This window comes from Spongiibacter thalassae (genome assembly GCF_012272835.1).
GTDB lineage: Bacteria > Pseudomonadota > Gammaproteobacteria > Pseudomonadales > Spongiibacteraceae > Spongiibacter > Spongiibacter thalassae.
In genome coordinates, this window is sequence record NZ_JAAWWK010000010.1 from 1 (window position 1) to 16,429 (window position 16,429).

Annotated in this window: 11 protein-coding genes and 1 pseudogene; 8 read left to right on the forward strand and 4 right to left on the reverse strand. The window is 45.2% G+C overall.

Going from position 1 to position 16,429, the window contains the following annotated elements:
- Window positions 1-96, forward strand: a 96-nt coding sequence (locus tag HCU74_RS19580) for a transposase domain-containing protein (protein WP_168452138.1), incomplete at its 5' end; no start/stop codon positions are given.
- Between the two features lie 30 nt (window positions 97-126).
- On the opposite strand, the pseudogene tnpC reads toward HCU74_RS19580, so the two are convergent.
- A pseudogene (gene tnpC / locus HCU74_RS19585) lies at window positions 127-1,119 on the reverse strand (IS66 family transposase); the annotation flags it as partial.
- Window positions 1,120-1,360: 241 nt separating this feature from the next.
- Between tnpC and cysS the strand changes: the two are divergent.
- A complete protein-coding gene (gene cysS, locus HCU74_RS19590) occupies window positions 1,361-2,821 on the forward strand; it encodes a cysteine--tRNA ligase (RefSeq protein WP_168452139.1) in 1,461 nt (486 codons plus the stop codon).
- A 155-nt stretch (window positions 2,822-2,976) separates the two neighbouring features.
- Here the strand turns inward: cysS and HCU74_RS19595 are convergent, their stop codons facing one another.
- The 3 genes from HCU74_RS19595 to HCU74_RS19605 all read right to left on the reverse strand — a co-directional run bounded on the left by HCU74_RS19595 (window position 2,977) and on the right by HCU74_RS19605 (window position 6,989).
- Entirely contained in the window at window positions 2,977-4,068 is a 1,092-nt protein-coding gene (locus HCU74_RS19595) for an LLM class flavin-dependent oxidoreductase (RefSeq protein WP_168452140.1), read from the reverse strand.
- Window positions 4,069-4,173: 105 nt separating this feature from the next.
- Entirely contained in the window at window positions 4,174-5,613 is a 1,440-nt protein-coding gene (locus tag HCU74_RS19600; protein WP_168452141.1) for an aldehyde dehydrogenase family protein, read from the reverse strand.
- Window positions 5,614-5,618: 5 nt separating this feature from the next.
- A complete protein-coding gene (locus HCU74_RS19605) occupies window positions 5,619-6,989 on the reverse strand; it encodes a KamA family radical SAM protein (RefSeq protein WP_168452142.1) in 1,371 nt (456 codons plus the stop codon).
- 762 nt (window positions 6,990-7,751) lie between these two features.
- Between HCU74_RS19605 and HCU74_RS19610 the strand changes: the two genes are divergently transcribed.
- The 6 genes from HCU74_RS19610 to HCU74_RS19635 all read left to right on the forward strand — a co-directional run bounded on the left by HCU74_RS19610 (window position 7,752) and on the right by HCU74_RS19635 (window position 15,930).
- Window positions 7,752-8,876, forward strand: coding sequence for a LuxE/PaaK family acyltransferase (locus HCU74_RS19610; protein WP_168452143.1), 1,125 nt, complete (start codon window positions 7,752-7,754; stop codon window positions 8,874-8,876).
- Window positions 8,869-9,801, forward strand: coding sequence for an alpha/beta hydrolase family protein (locus HCU74_RS19615; protein ID WP_168452144.1), 933 nt, complete (start codon window positions 8,869-8,871; stop codon window positions 9,799-9,801). Before HCU74_RS19610 ends, HCU74_RS19615 begins: the two co-directional genes overlap by 8 nt.
- Before the next feature lie 57 nt (window positions 9,802-9,858).
- On the forward strand, window positions 9,859-11,346 hold the full coding sequence (locus HCU74_RS19620) for a thioredoxin family protein (RefSeq protein ID WP_168452145.1): 1,488 nt from the start codon (window positions 9,859-9,861) through the stop codon (window positions 11,344-11,346).
- Window positions 11,347-11,419: 73 nt separating this feature from the next.
- A complete protein-coding gene (locus tag HCU74_RS19625) occupies window positions 11,420-12,376 on the forward strand; it encodes a JmjC domain-containing protein (protein ID WP_168452146.1) in 957 nt (318 codons plus the stop codon).
- Between the two features lie 91 nt (window positions 12,377-12,467).
- Complete coding sequence (locus tag HCU74_RS19630) at window positions 12,468-14,780, forward strand: efflux RND transporter permease subunit (protein ID WP_168452147.1); 2,313 nt, start codon at window positions 12,468-12,470, stop codon at window positions 14,778-14,780.
- On the forward strand, window positions 14,755-15,930 hold the full coding sequence (locus tag HCU74_RS19635; RefSeq protein WP_168452148.1) for an aminotransferase class V-fold PLP-dependent enzyme: 1,176 nt from the start codon (window positions 14,755-14,757) through the stop codon (window positions 15,928-15,930). The genes HCU74_RS19630 and HCU74_RS19635 overlap by 26 nt, the downstream gene beginning before the upstream one ends.
- Window positions 15,931-16,429 lie beyond the last annotated feature (499 nt).

Consider the following 16,429-nt stretch of genomic DNA (forward strand, 5'->3'; position numbering starts at 1 on the left):
AATCCGCAGGCGTATTTGCAAGATGTGATGGAAAAACTGCCGACGCAGAAGGCCTCTAAAATCGAAGAGCTGCTGCCGCACAATTGGACGCCTTGATCAACCGGGGATTACCGGAGGCTTACACTGATCGAGAATCGGTTTGGCTTGTTCTTGTCGTTGTTGCCTTCGCTGCTCAGGACTTAGTTCAACGAGTTCCCGCTCGATGAGATAGAGCTGTTTAATATAGTCCAGCTCCTGCTCAGCAATCTGGCTTTTGTTGGCCACGTGCAGTGCAGGTCGTGGTGGAATTTGCGACGAGCGTGGGCCCAACAACCAATTTCGATAATCCCATTGGTGAAGCCCGCTTTGTAGCCGCTGTAATCATCGCAAACTAGTTTCCCCCGCCAATCTGCGAGGAAGTCTCTCGACTCTTTGCCTGAGCGGCTGGGCCTGAAGTCGTAGACCACACCTTGTATCGGAGGGTAGCGCGTTGCCGTATAGGCCCAGACATAGGCTTTATGAGTACGCTGCTTACCCGGCGCCAACATCGCAACCGGTGTTTCATCAGCGTGTAATACCGATTGCTCCAGTAGCTGTTCCCGCAAAGCATCCACTAAAGGCTGTAGCTCTACGCCACAACGACCCACCCAATCTGCTAGTGTTGAACGGGGAATCATGACGCCGCTACGGGCAAACTGTTGTTCTTGGCGGTACAGCGGCAGATGATCAGCATATTTGCTAATCAGCACTTGCGCTAATAAGCCGGTGGTGGGAATGCCTTTATCAATGATGTGCGCGCTTGTATCAAGCTGTCGCAGTCGCGGCAGCACCATTTGCCTCTGATATGACGTTCAACACTAAAGGTACCGGGCTGATAGTCGAGTTTCTCGCTGACGTCTTCACCGATCCGAGTGAGTGCACAGCCGCAAGCGCAGTTTTTGTTCTCGGGCTCATGGTGAATCTCGGTACGGGGCAGATCACTGGGGAGTGCTTGGCATTTGGGCTTTTTGCGTTCACGCGGCGGTGACGTAATTGAGACTTTTTCCAGTTCAGCCTCAATCGCGGCGATGTCTTCATCGCAAGCGCCTCCAATAAAGCGAGCTGGCGCTTATCCAAGCCCTCGCTACGCTTACCAAAGCGTGTAATGCAAGCCCTTAATGCTGAGTAGCGGCAGGCCGAAAAGTAGAGCGCAGCTCCCTAGCATAGCCCCCCACCTAGAATTCACAAACCTCTTCAAAAGTACCAAGGGATTGTCAGAGATTGAGCCATTATCCTCACGTCGCACAGCCGGCTCAACCAAAAGTCACGGTGGGGTAGACTTTTTGAGAAAAGGCAATTAGTCTCTACTCTGACTTTTAAGTGCCCCCTACCCAGCTATTTTATGAAAATCTATAACACTATCTCCCGTAGCATCGAAACTTTTGTGCCACTTAAAAAAAATAAGATTGGCATCTATTGCTGTGGCCCGACGGTATATAATTTTGCCCACATAGGAAACATGCGGACGTATGTCTTTGAAGACGTGTTGCGTCGCACTTTCGAGGGACTCGGATATGACGTGAAGCATGTGATGAATATCACGGACGTTGGACACCTGCAATCGGATGAAGACTCTGGAGATGACAAGATGTCACTAGCGGCAAAACGCGAAAAAAAGTCTCCTTGGGATATCGCTAAAGTGTACGAGTCCCACTTCTTCCGCCACTGCGAAATGCTTGGAATCCGGAGACCTCACATTGTTTGTCGTGCTACGGAACATATCCCGGATATTATTAGCATGGTGCAGTCACTGTGCGATAAAGGTTATGCTTACGAGAGTAGCGGAAATATCTACTTCGATGTGTCGAAGTTTGCGGAATATGCTGCTTTTGCCAAGCTACAAATGGGCTCGCAACGAGCGACCGAGCGAGTCACCATAGATACCAACAAGCGCAATCAGGCTGATTTCTGCCTTTGGTTTTCCAATTCTAAATTTCCCAATCAGATCATGAAATGGAACTCTCCTTGGGGAAAAGGCTTTCCCGGCTGGCATATCGAGTGCTCCGCGATGTCCGCTAAATACCTAGGAAAGGAGTTCGACATACACTGTGGCGGCGTTGATCATATCCCTGTACATCACACTAACGAAATTGCTCAATCGAATTGCTGCCACGACAATAGCTCAGTGCGCTACTGGATGCACGGTGAATTTCTCACCGTTGCTTCCGATAACGCATCTGCTCGCACAGCGGAAGACGGGGCCCACAATAAAATGTCTAAGTCAGCGGGAAATTTCCTAACCGTCGACACTCTGGTGGACAATGGTTTTTCACCCCTAGTCTATCGCTATTTTCTCTTATGCTGTCATTATCGCAGTGAGCTCACTTTCAGTTTTCATGCCCTAAAAAAGGCGGAAAAAGCCTATTTGGGCCTTGTGGACAAAATCCAAGAGTGGCAAAGGGAATTAGAGGGGAATGAATATCTTACAACCGATGACTCAGCGCAGCCCTATTTAGATGAGTTTTGGGAAGCGATGTCTAACGATTTGAAAACGCCTGACGCATTGCAGGTCCTATGGAAGGTCACTCGCTCCAATTCACTAAAGACAGAGCAAAAACTTAACCTTCTGCTAGCCTTCGATATGATTTTGGGTCTAGGTTTCGACGAAGTGGGTCGCGGCCAACTCACTGTCGAGGAGATGGGCCTGATCACCGAGCGTAACACTGCGCGAGCCAACGGGGATTGGGTTGAATCGGATCGAATTCGCGATCAGTTACTGGAGCAAGGTATTCACCTTAAAGACGCCAAAACGGGAACTACGTGGTCGCGGACCAAGCCAAAACAAAAAGCTAATAGTGCTTAACGCAGCAACCTTACTGTCGAGTCCGGCAAAGGACTCATTTCTTCACCTTAGTTAGCAGGAAAGACGTATCAAATATGGTAGTACCGACTCACTTGGTCTATAGACGAACGGTTCCCACGCGGAGCGCGAAGCGCTCCTAACGTTCGTTTTTTTGATTACCACACCTTTTCGGGTAAGGTTATTTTTGGCAATACTTCTTCGTTAAAACAATCCATTGATTCTTTAACGATTTGCACGCTGTCACTGACGGCTTCGAATCCGAAAGCTGCATGGCGCACGCCCAGTATTTCCATTGAGCGAGAAAGCTTGTCGATACATTCTTGAGGCGAACCAATCGGGTTAATATCGATGACTTTCTGAGAGCCTGCAGAAGGTTTCTTTTCCCCACGCATGATCGCCTGTTCGCGACGACGGCGATGCCAATCATACCCACGGATATTTTTCCCCTGCGTGGTATAAAGTGAGCTTGCGCCCGTAAACTCGTCCATCCACCAGTTTAATAACGGCACTGACGCAGCCCGAATATCAAATGTCGTTGCTGCGCCACCAATTCGAGTCAATACATGCGGTATGGCATTAATATCGTGGCCATTTGCATCCGCGATTTCATTGTAAAATTGCATCATACCAAGCAACTCTTCGTCGTCATAGAATGCAGTTAGCAGAAGCGGGATTCCCTTTGACCCTGCCCATTCAAGGGTTTCGGGAGAAGTCGCTACAGTAAATACAGGTGGATTGGGCTTGGTATAAGTCGGCGGGTTGACGTCGACCTTGGGGAAATTATAATACTCCGATTGAGCGGAGCAACTTCCTGTCGCCCATGCCTGCATCATCAATTCGTAACCTTCCATCAGCATCTCGGTATTCTTAGACATGTCCACACCGAATACCATGTAATCCTTAATAAAGTGGCCACGCCCGATGCCGAACATAACGCGTCCGCCACTCATCTGATCTAGTAGCGCAACTTCTTCTGCAAGCCGCACAGGGTGTTCAGTTGGAATAACGTTGATTGCAGTACCCACATTGATAGTCGCAGTTTTTCCCAATAAAAATGCAGCCTGAGTCAGCGCAGAACCAACTAATCCGTATTTGGTAAAGTGGTGCTCTAAAGTCCAGGCTGAATTCATCCCCAGCTTTTCGGCGTAAAGAGTATAATCTGTTGCTCGGCGTATGACTTCCTCCGGTGTGAGCCCTGGAGATTGCGTTGTTAAGAGGAATATGCCCCACTGTAGATCGTTGTTCATGTAAAACTCCAATATGAGATTGGTCGGAAATTTCCACTGTTGCCAATGGGATGGTTAAGTTAATTAATGGAAACCTGATTCGCATCCAGTTGTTTAGATTTGTGCTTAAGGGATAAAATCTAAAAATTCATCATTTTCCAATATTAATACCTGATCAATTTCCGCCGGCATACCCTTGATAATTTGAGAACTAGGAGCCTCTTGGGAAACAAATCGCACTAATCGCTGCATGGGTAACAGGCCATCGTGGCTACCGCCGAGACGAAAGACATTGTGTGAACCTACCTCTACGATACGCGAAACACCCCGTCGAGCTAATTCGTCCCGTAATCGCTCGCCAAGGCCATGAGGATAAATGCCCACCGTTTGCACTGATTTGTCGATGTAGGGATATACAGCTTCAGGTTGTGCTATTTTTTGCAGGTAAATAGTCCTTCCTAGACAATGGGGTTCAGCCAACCTAGAATCGATATCCACAATTGACCAAGCATCACTAAAAAGAAGCTCGGGTGTGAGAAAACGATTCTGCTGCAAGGTAAGCGCTTGATCCGCCAATTCATCTAATGTGGCCTGCCCTTTGGGTATTAGCTCGGAAACTAAGGTCATCGCCTTAGCAAGCTTTTCTTTAAAATCATTGTAAATGCTATCCATTACAAAAACTTGGCGTGTCGAGAAACATGCACGCTGGTCATATACCGAGGCATCAAAGGCGACGCGCTTAGCTGCTTCTTCGAAGTCGTCACATTCACCAATGATAGTTAAGCTCCGTTTAGGGCCAAACTTGATAATATCAGTGGATTCTCTTGCATGCTTCTGACACCAAGCCAAGAGGTCATTACCACCCCAAGCAATAATGGCATCGACATGTTTTGCAAATTGGGGGCCGACCTCACTGTCGCTTCTTGGCCAATAACCTATACTGAATGACGTTGTAACTGGGTGTTTAGCATCGACCTCAATGAAGCTCTGCAAAATTGCCGACGAGGTGAAAGGGTCATCCGCGGACAGCTTGATAATGGAGCGATTTTTTGTCACCGCCGCCCGAATCATAGAAATCACTGCCGAGAGAGGTACATTCCCAGGCAGTAAGTGGAGCAAAGTGCCCAAGGGTAGAGCTTTTAGATTCACCTCCTCTCTACATATCCAGCGATCTACCATGTTCCAATCACCTAGCTCACAGGCCAGCGAATCGTAGATCCGATTGCTGGCGCAAAGCAACAGCGCAATCCAGTTGGCTTCATTCTCAGCCATCGCTCGAGAATAGCCCAGATATCGACAGAGATGGTTAACGTAAATCTTGCGCCGAGGATAATCTGCCATCTTCCAGTTTTTACCGACGTTCGATAAAAAATTAACGATAGAGCAAAGGGGGGTGTCGGCGAGGTCAGTGCTAGCCTCAATTGATCGCTTGATAAAACCCTTGTCAATAGGAGGTATCTCAAGATCTAATCCCGTTCGCTGCTTAAGGGTGATGGTGTCGATAGAAGCGGAGTCTCTGTCGGACTGCGTATAACGTCGGCCACAGCAAAAAATTGGTAATTGCATCGCGACTATATTCCGTTTCTCATTAAATTGCCTAGCACGGAATAGTGGAGCCTTTGATTTGAAGCCACACCTTTAAATTCTCGAAGCAAAGAGCTCATCATATATTGTCTTTTACGCGAATCTAGCCACATGTTTCTGAAATAGGGCTCAATGGAGCGTAGCGGATCACAGTAGAAAAAATAACTATCTTTCTTAACATTTGGTGCCTTGAAAATACTGAGACCTATATCACGGTCATAGATTTCATAGCTATGAATGTCACGCTTACCGCCGCCGCCAGCAAGATCAACAACAAATAGCGGCGTGTTGTAACCAGATGTCGTTCCGCGAACAAGTTTTTCAATCTCGACGGCTTCTTGAAGTGAGGTTCGCAAGTTCTCAGTACCCTGAACCATATCGCACATGAATTGGTAGTACGGACGCACATTGAGATAACTCAACCGATAGTTGAGATCGATAATTGCTTCAGCCGAATTGTTAACACCGCTGAGAATCACACTTTGATTCCTGACAACGATACCCAATTCAAAAAGCCTATTTAGGGCTGCCTCGGTAATACTGGTGATTTCGTTCTTGTGATTAAAGTGAGTATGTACAGCAACAGTTTTGTAGCGCTCTCGGCCTAATTCATTGATCCTAGAGAGTGCCTTCAGCCAAGCAACATCCGTCAGGATCTTCATAGGCAAGACCGCCAGGCCTTTGGTGGCAAAGCGTATACGCCTGATATGAGGGATCTGTAACAACCTCTCCCCAATTAAAGTGATTTGTTCTGGCTTAAGGCGGTAGCAATCGCCCCCAGAAATTACGACATCTTCTATCGCTGGGTGTGTCTCTATATACTCGAAGCTTCGCTCCCAGCGAGGCGACCGAGGATTGAAGCTGATTTTCGATACAGCCTTCGTATTGGTTCCGACGGCATAGCTACGTGTGCAATATTTGCAATAGACTGGACAAGTATCCGTGGCAAGAAACAAAACTCTGTCACGATATCGATGTGTGAGCCCTGGTGCGGCCGCATCAACCTGCTCAGACATAGGATCCATAACCAAAAGCGGGTGGTCAGTCTCGATTTCTGACGCTAAAGGCAGAAACTGTTTTCTGATAGGATCCGTTTCAGGCCGCCCCCAATCAATCAAACTAATGATATAAGGTGTCAACCTAACAGCCATTTGTCCAGCATTGATACCTTGCTGAACATCCTCCAAAAACTCTTGCGAAACTAGTTTGGATACTAAGGGCGCGAGAGTTTTCAAATTAATGACAGAATTCCGCTCTTGCCACAAATGATCGTTGAACTGGTTGGCAGATACGCCATTCCAAGCAGGAATTTTTCGCCAGAACTCACCAGCACCCAGATAAGCACTTGCACATTCCATTTGTTATCCTCCTTGATTTCCTCTTTGTTAGACGGGCGACAAAGGGATAGCCTTCATTGGCATTTTGGCTTGAATTTCTTATTGTTGAATCAATATCAACTAAGTTGAATTTCGACAAACCTATCAGGACTAAAACATATTTTCAATATTTTTAGTTTGGTTGGTGAGCTTTTAATCGTATACATGCTCTCAGCGAAAGCATTAAAAATTAGTTGCGCGATAAAATAAAGTATGATTTCCTTGTCGCCACAGTACAGGGATCTGTTAATTTATCGTGCGCATCTCCTTTCGAGGAACCAAATCAAAATAAGAATAGTTGGAGATGCTATTGGCTACCAAGGAAGGAAAGATATGAATTATAGCAAAATAAAAATCACGTAAATCTTCTCTACTCCACCTAAACACGGTTGTAGTGACATACGGGAACCTAGCGTATTCATTAGCGAAGACCATCATTGGTAAGCTCGCTATTTCTTTACGTGTGTGGAGTCACTAATTTCATCAATCTTTGCAGCTTTATAGAGGGCCAAGATAATTAGAAGCTTGCGGAAATTAATGCAAAATCGCCGAGTGATAAAGTGAGCAGTAGCATTATCGTCGGGCGGGGATAAGCGAAAATACCTGTATAGGTTTATCGCTTAAGCGCCAAAGGATGAAGATTTAATGCCAAGTTGAATCAAGCCAAGAACCGAGTATTTTATTGAAATTAATAACTAATAAATAAGAAACTCCTAGCGTTTGTGTAATTGTGAAAGGATTAGCATGACACATTCCTCAATCAAACTCTCCAAAACTGATGACGTTATTTTCTCAGAGAATATTTTTGATTTATCCTTAGAGCAACAGGATATGATAACAAATGAACTCTCATCGGATACGGTTACATCGATGCTGGAAAGGTGCCCACAATATGAAAAATTTTATTCTAGTTTCGGTAATCTGCGCGAGGGGGTTAGTCATTGCCCCAAAATACCGACTACCACATTTAAGCTAGCCGATATTAAAAGTAGCGATTGCGGTGTCATCGAAAAATGGTGTTTAAGTAGTGGCACGAGCGGTCTACAAAGCCGCATCCCGCGAAACCGCTTGACACTTGACAGGCTACTTGGCTCAGTCAGGTCATCTCTGCAATTACTTCGGGAATGGCACGAGCATGAGCTCAAAATTATTCATCTCGGACCAGATAATGAGTCAGCTGGTGATGTGTGGTTTCCCTTTGTCATGGGGCTAACGGAGTTGCTATATCCAACCGCGAGCGTGATGGATTCGAGTGGCGCCATTCATCTTTCAACTGCAATTGAAGAGATCAATGACGCCTTAGCCACGACTAATCTTCATGTCGGAATTATCGGCCCTCCCTTCGCCTTTTTGCAACTTTGTAAGTTTGCTCACCAGAACAATATTGTAATAAAAGGCCTAGATCGAATCACGACAGTAACGGGGGGCGGATGGAAGCGTCTTAGCGGTGATATGATTCCGCAAGTCCAGTTTCGTGAGATGATTTGCCACTACCTAGGATTAAATTCCGTGTCTCAAGTTCGGGATGCATTTAATCAGGTCGAACTGAATACCTTAATTATAGAGTGCGAACATCACAGAAAGCACGTACCACCATGGCTGTACGTTCAGACATTGTCACCTAGTGATCTGCAACCCTTAGGAGACAATCAACTGGGTTTACTTGGATATATTGACAGCTCTTGTGATAGTTATCCCGGCATCATTATTTCCGACGACATTGGCATCGTTTCTAGGGGACGATGCGATTGCGGAAGATATGGTGTTTTTATGGAAATCGTGCGGCGGGTAGAGAGAGGATTTCAAGGAGGTTGCGCCTTGGCTCTAGATAGACCAAGAGTTACAGAAGGAGAAATAAGGTTTGTTTAGTCAAAGTGATTTTGAAGAACTCCATAGCCAGACAACGGACGGCCGATCTTTGGCTTGTTGGATATCTAGAGCTACTGCGAAGGAGGCAAAAGGCGTCATTATTGTTGCATCAGCTTTTGGCCGCTGCATGCATCACAATTCAAGTATTGCGAGCTATTTAATCAACAATGGATATGACGTCGTTCGATATGACTCTATCAATCATGTCGGTATGAGTTATGGCGAAATGATGAACTTCACCATGGGAGATGCATTGCTCAGCGCCAATCACGCGGTTGACCTAGCTAAAGCCCTTTTCCCAGCTCGCACATTGGGTTTTTTCTCAACCAGTATAACATCGCGTATTGCATTCGCATTGGCGGCACAAAGAGATGACATCGACTTTCTCATTACTTTGTCTGGAGTTGTTAATTTGCAGAAAACATTAGCACGGGTTTTCGGCGAAGACTACTGCGCATTACAGCTACATGACGTCCCGCACCAAGTTATTTTCGAGGGTCTGTCCGTAGGGGCGAAAAACTTTTATCAAGATATGATGTCCGGAAATTGGCTTAGCCTTGAAAGTACACGGGACACTATTATGCAGCTTAAGTCACCGATGACATGTTTTGCCAGCAGCGACGATGATTGGGTCGAAATTTCTGAAGTTAAACGGATTTTTTCCGAACTTGATTCTCGCTCTCTGAGTCTCATAGAGTTGGAAGGCTGCGGCCACGATCTCGGCGAAAATCCAGCTATGGCCCGCATGGTTATGCGCGATATGGTCAAAAGATGCTATGAATACTGTGGATTCAAGGGCGCTCTAATTAGAGAACCGAGCTATAACATGCTGTTGAAAACGGCACTGCAAGAGCGGCGCATTCAGCGAAAAACGATATCCGCCGAGGTGACTAAGTCAACAATAGATTACAGTATCACCAAGTAGAAATATTCTACGCGTTATTTTCATTCTGTTTTTAAAAAATGAAAGGGAGTTCAAATTATGATTAATCAAATACCTTGGCTTACACATGATAAATACGATACAGCAATAGCCCAGTCTGCAGAGAGCGGAAAACCAATATTGATATATTTCCATAGTAGCGGGTGCACGGGATGTCGTACGCTCGCCGAGAATACATTGTCGGACAAGGCAGTTATTGAACCTATCTTAAATCAAACCATTCCGGTTTGGGTGGAAGTGGAGAGTGATAAGCCAGACCCGCGAATCTCCGAGCTCGTAGGCAGCCATATCTTTATTATGTCTCCCACTCTGCAATTGATTTCTAGTACAGGTGATATCTATCACAAATTCCTTGGTTCACCTCTCCACACTCGTTTAGATCTAGGCTATACCCGCGTACATCACGATATCGAGGGCGAGCTTCCAGTCAATGAATTTCTGGCGCAACTTGATGTTGCGATGGGTAAGTGGAATTTATTTAACAACCAATACGCTACATCCAGTCAGTTTTTCAATAAAGTATTAAGAGAAAGCAAGAGAGAGACACTTTCCCATAAGGAAGCCGATTACTGGAACGACGTCGCAAAAGAAGCCGGTGCATACCCCGAAGATCAGCAGCATTTGACTTTTGCTTCGGCGGCCCCTTTAGCCGCTGAAGTTATGAAATTTTGTCAAATTTTGCAAACCATACCCGATAGCGAATTGATGATTGATTGGAAAGGTGAGCCAATAAAGGGTTGGGAGCACTATACTGATTGTTTGCGCGAGTTCGTATTTGGTGTTTATCAGGCGCTGGTGGATTTTAGTATCGAGACCAAGATCGCATTACGAAAAGACGCTCGCGAACTTACAAAGGCACAGGAAATACTGCGGGAATGGCAAATTTCTTATCGAGAACTGCAGGGTACTCTCGTCGGGCTTAAAGGCCGTGATCTAGATAAGCAACACCTTGGAGTCAACTTCTCCCTGGGCAAACAACGGACGATACGCAACAATGTCGTTCACTGTGTAATGGCGGAATTTTGGGCGCACGGCTCGTCGATACGGCAAGCTCTTGCAGGAATTCGTAATGGTATCTCGGAGCAGACTGCAACAACAAAGCAGCCTGTTGTAGAGACTTGGGAAAAATATGGGCCTCCACCATTTAACTTCGGCACGATGGCGCAATTACTTGATGTTTCGGAAAGCAAGCATAAAGTTTTGATAGAAGAGTTTGTCGATGTGACGGATGAAGAGCTGGAAAAAGGTTACGGCTGGTGGGAAGGAACTCCTGTCACAATTCGATTCCGATTAAACCGTATGGGCTGGCATTTACAGGATCATGCAGCGGTGATAGAAACCATTGCTGAGCGGATTGGTCGCGTGCGCAGCGAAACCGAACGTCTTACAGCCCGCCTCTATTCAGCTTTGGGTCGCATAGAGGGTGAGTTGGTCGGACTACCGAAAGCGGAACAGCTAACTATCACAAAGGATATTGTCGAAATAGTAAAAGAGCGTCGCCTCACGCTGAAGGAAATCTATACCTGATATAAAAGTACTCGCTCCCCGTGACCTAAGGAGACAATACTATCTTATATTTTACTTTTCTGAGGAGTGATACATGACGCTTTCAGCTTCTTCTATTGACCTATTATCACAGTTTTTCGGTACAGCAAGTTTTAATTCTTTTACAAATAATTACTGGCCAAAGAAACATTATGTAGCACACGGATTGTTGGAGCGCATGCCTGCGATTGCGACAATTAGTGAACTTCAGGATACAAAAAAACTATTGGAGTTCCTGAAAACACCAGTTGACGTGTTAGGTAATCGCACTTCACGTAGAGAAACAATCGCCAAAGCCAAGGATGCCTGGGAGGACTATTCGAATGGCGATGTTATGATTTATATCACTGATCTCCAACAAATTCCTGCCATTGATAATCTCTGCACGGTGCTCGCTAAGCAGCTCGGGGTGCCAAAACGCTTTGTCAGTTGTGAGGGGTTTGCGGCTCAGGCCGATGTAAATGTCAGCCTGCACTTCGATCACGAAACAAATTTTATGATTCAGTTAAGGGGCACGAAAACTTGGTGGGTCGCCGAGAATATGGATCTACAAAACCCGCTCTTTGCATACTTTGCAAGTAATCCCAACCGTTACTACACCAACGGAATTAACCCCTACTCAGGTAGGCCACTTCCAACAGAGATGCCATCTCATGTCGATGAATTCAAAGCAGATGCGGGTACAGTCACCTTTTTGCCACGAGGATACTGGCACCAAACTGTCACACATGAAGAGTCCTTTTCCATCGGTTTCGTTGTGAACCCACCAACACTGTCGGATATAGTAACATCCTATGTCCAAAGTATTCTACATCGAGACAGCAAGGGGCGTAAGCATCCTCTATTCCCAAAAGACTGTGATCATTTAGCCAAAGACTTCGATTTACTCATAAATCGACTTGCTGAAATAAGTACTTCGCTGGATCGGGATAAGATCATCGAAGCTTATTTTGATGAAAATAATGATCCTAGCCGGATCCTACCATCCATTAGTTCGATGTATAAACAGTAGAGCTTGGAACTGCAAGTATGATTGGGAGAAAATATCGCAACAAAAGAAAAAATAGCCTTAGAGGCTATCTTCATCACTTGTGCAGCTAATTATGCTCGTGATAAGGAAACGCTTAACTTTTTTTTGGCTGACCCTTGCGGCATTGCTTGCCGTAACCCCAGGCCTACAGTATCTCGAAATAGACAGTAGTTATCATGTCTATTTTGATAAAGATGACCCGCAGTATGTTGCACACAATGAATTGATTAAGCATTTCACTCCCCCTGAAAACCTAATTTTTATTGTCACTCCAGACGACAACCGCGTGTTTTCCAAAGAAAGTCTTGAGGCTATTAAATGGCTGACGTTGGAATCATGGAAGATACCTTACGCGACACACGTTCAATCGGTCTCTAATTTTCAATATACTTCCGTAGTTCAGGATGAGCTGGTTATTAGAGATTTTGTTGACGATTCCTTTACATTAGATTCCCATTCTTTGGCGGAACTTGAAAATATTGCACTAAATGAACCAGAAATAGTTGACCACCTCATCTCAAAAAAGGGGGAGATCGCTTTTATCAATGTAAAGTTACTGTTTCACGATATTAGTGAGCATGAAGCCTCCGCAGAAGCCACGATCTACGCGGAGAAAGTGCGCGCACAATTTAGTGATCAGTTTGCAACGGTGAAACTTCATATTGTCGGTTTAGCCCCTTTTAATTATGCAATGCAGCAGATCAATAACGCAGATATTTTGCTGCTCTTGCCAGTGATGTTCATCACTATTTTTTTTCTGCTGAGCTTTTTTTTACAATCATTTGTCGCCAGCTTGCTGGCGATGTCTATGGGGTTGGCCAGTGTCGCATTTACCATGGCCCTTTGCGGGTACGCGGGCGTTAAGCTCAATAGTGTCAGCTCCGGTGCGCCAATTATTATACTAACACTAGCCATAGCCACCTGCGTCCACTTACTCAGCCATACGAATAAGTCCATCACTTTAGGGAAGCCCATACTAGAAGCTTTACAGGACAGTATCACCTCTACCTTGAAGCCTATATTTCTAACTAGCTTTACAACCAGCATCGGCTTTTTAAGTACAAATTTTAGTGATTCACCGCCACTACGGGAAACCGGGACCATAGCATCTATCGGTGTTATGAGTAGCTTTTGCTTTACCTATAGCTTGTTACCGCAATTAGCTTGTTGGTTGCTTCCGTCTAAACGACAAAGCCGCAATTTAGGGTATGCGACTTTCGACACGGGTTTGGTGAGGCTAGCGCAATGGATCATATTGAAACGCAATAAGCTGTTTTTTACTATTGTTTGTTTTACATTCGCAGTGGTGCCGTTCGTTTCAAAGAATGTTATCAATGATGGTAATATCCACTATTTGAGCGAAGATACACCATACCGTCAGGCAGCCATGTACGCGGAATCCTACACGTCTGCCTTGAATGCCATTGACTATGTTATTTCCACCAAAATTGCGGATGGCATCAATGATGTGTATTTTCTTCAGCAGGTGGACGACTTCGTTCAATGGTACAAGAGTCAGCCGGAGGTTGTTCATGTATACACTTACACAGACACCTTACGCAGACTGAACAAAAACATGCACAGCAACAATCCCGAGTGGTATGTCATACCTGATTCTCGCGAGCTGGCAGCTCAGTACTTACTGTTATATGAGATGTCGTTACCATATGGTATGAGCCTAGATAATCAGATCGATATAAATCGCTCGGCATTACGGGTAACCGTGGCTATTAAAAATTTAAAATCCAAGGAGATATTGGCGCTTGAGCAACGAGCGCAACATTGGTTGAGTAGAAACACACCGGAAATTATGACCTCGGGAGTCGGGCGTTCGATTATGTTCGCCCATATCGGTGAAGATAATATTCGCAGTATGTTATTAGGTACAGTTCTAGCGATACTGTTTATTACTATTACATTACTGGTTTCTTTGGGGGCGTGGCGCCTGGCGATACTAAGTTTAATTCCCAATACCATCCCTATACTGATTACTCTAGGCTTATGGGGGGCCATTGTCGGTGAAATTAATCTGGTCGTTGCCGTGGTCTTTAGTGTTACCTTGGGTATTGTTGTCGACGATACAGTACATATTTTGACTTACTATCTTCGCTCGCGGAAGCAGGGCAATTCAGCTGAAACTGCGATTATCTACTCTTTCTCGCAGGCTGGTATGGCTATTGTAGTGTCGACTATTACATTGGCGACTGGCTTCATGATTCTCGGTCTATCGGATTTTCTGGTCAATGCCACCCTCGGTCGGCTGGTTTCGATCACACTTATAGTTGCATTGATATATGACTTTTTTTTTCTGCCTCCCTTACTGATTTATTTTGAGCGATTCCTTAACATAGATGCGACATATGAATCCTATCCTCCCCATAAGTAATATTAATCTAAATAGAGAGTTTGAATTAGACAGAGATATTGTCTATCTAAATCATGCAGCAGATGCCCCTTGGTCTATTAGAGCAAAAAACAATGCGGTAGCTTTCGCCGAGGAAGCCAGCCGTTTTGGAGCAACGTACTATGACCGATGGAAGGAGGCAGAGGCCTTATTGCGTCGTCAGTTCTCACAACTTATTAACGCGTCAACAACTAATGAAATCGCGATCTTGAAAAACACCTCCGAAGGACTTTCTACTGTGGCTTATGGTCTTGATTGGCAACCTGGAGATAATGTCGTTATTCCTAACGAATCCTTTCCATCAAATCGAATAGTATGGGAATCCCTAGCCTCACGAGGTGTGGCGACCCACAAAGTAAGCTTGCGGAATAGTGATGTCGAGCCGGAACTAAGTATCCTAAACGCGATCGATCAACGAACTCGTCTACTTTCCGTTAGCTCAGTCCAAAACAATACGGGGCTGAAATTAAATCTAAATGTGCTGGGAGAATTCTGTCGACAACATAGTGTGCTTTTTTGCGTCGATGCTATCCAGAGCTTAGGCGCTCAGCCGTTTGACGTCCAGGCGATCCATGCTGACTTTGTCACCGCAGACAGTCACAAGTGGATGCTGGGCCCAGAAGGTGTTGCGCTATTTTTCTGTCGAGAAGAGCTACTTGATCAATTACGGCTAAATCGATATGGGTGGCGCATGGTTGAAGAGCCTAGAAACTTTGAATCCGAAAATTGGTGTGTAGCCCATAGCGCTCGGCGGTTTGAGTGCGGTAGTCTCAATATGCAAGGCATACACACGCTCACGGGAAGCCTATCTCTTCTGCTCGAGTATAGCATCACCAAAGTTGCCGCTGACCTCGACCGAAATATTCTCTATTTGATAGCGGGTTTACAAAAAATACCTCGCATCAGAATCACCTCTAATACTTCCGCAAGTCGTCGCGCAGGTATAGTTTGTTTCACCGCCGAGGGTGTCGAGAGCTTACGACTCGGCCAAGAGCTCAACAACAGAAATATTATTTGCTCAACACTGAACGACAACATCCGCTTCTCGCCACATTTTTATACGTCCACAGAGTCCATTGACATTGCGCTAGCAGCCTTACGGCAGGCTATCTGTGAATCCGTTTCAAATTAATTACCTTACACTCAACAAACTCCCGTGAACAAATTGAAGGAAGTATCATACAGTTTCTCGATTTATTTGATTTGTAGCGATCTATTTTAAATAGAGAACAAAATCCCGTCCTTCGTACGATACTTATTGTGGCTCAACGCTACCATTGGGCAATCTGAACACTAACTTTTACGTAGAACTGAACTTTAATGAAAATAACTATTGTGGCAAGTACCATTTAGAAGGTAGGGGTACAAAGTACTGCTCTTGGTTATATTTAATTAAGTAACCACCATTTTCAGAATGATTTACTTGAGGGAAATGCTTCAATGAAGTCTTTGACACCCTAAGTCCATGAAAAAACTCCAAAGCTATTATGCACCAAGATAAAACATCTGTATCCGTCCGGCCAACACACCTTTCACTCCTGAGCCCAGGCCAACATGATGGTGTCCACCTGTTTTTAAGTGGACACCTAAAATGGATACGCAAGGATTACTCCCACCACCGGTTAAGCCAC

Bases quoted from the DNA above. Each gene is read 5' to 3' on its own strand.
- HCU74_RS19605 (WP_168452142.1), bottom strand. From the start codon at position 6,989: ATGGAATGTGCAAGTGCTTATCTGGGTGCTGGTGAGTTCTGGCGAAAA.
- HCU74_RS19635 (WP_168452148.1), top strand. From the start codon at position 14,755: ATGAATCCTATCCTCCCCATAAGTAATATTAATCTAAATAGAGAGTTT.
- HCU74_RS19610 (WP_168452143.1), top strand. From the start codon at position 7,752: ATGACACATTCCTCAATCAAACTCTCCAAAACTGATGACGTTATTTTC.
- HCU74_RS19620 (WP_168452145.1), top strand. From the start codon at position 9,859: ATGATTAATCAAATACCTTGGCTTACACATGATAAATACGATACAGCA.
- HCU74_RS19600 (WP_168452141.1), bottom strand. From the start codon at position 5,613: ATGCAATTACCAATTTTTTGCTGTGGCCGACGTTATACGCAGTCCGAC.
- HCU74_RS19630 (WP_168452147.1), top strand. From the start codon at position 12,468: ATGCTCGTGATAAGGAAACGCTTAACTTTTTTTTGGCTGACCCTTGCG.
- cysS (WP_168452139.1), top strand. From the start codon at position 1,361: ATGAAAATCTATAACACTATCTCCCGTAGCATCGAAACTTTTGTGCCA.
- HCU74_RS19595 (WP_168452140.1), bottom strand. From the start codon at position 4,068: ATGAACAACGATCTACAGTGGGGCATATTCCTCTTAACAACGCAATCT.
- HCU74_RS19625 (WP_168452146.1), top strand. From the start codon at position 11,420: ATGACGCTTTCAGCTTCTTCTATTGACCTATTATCACAGTTTTTCGGT.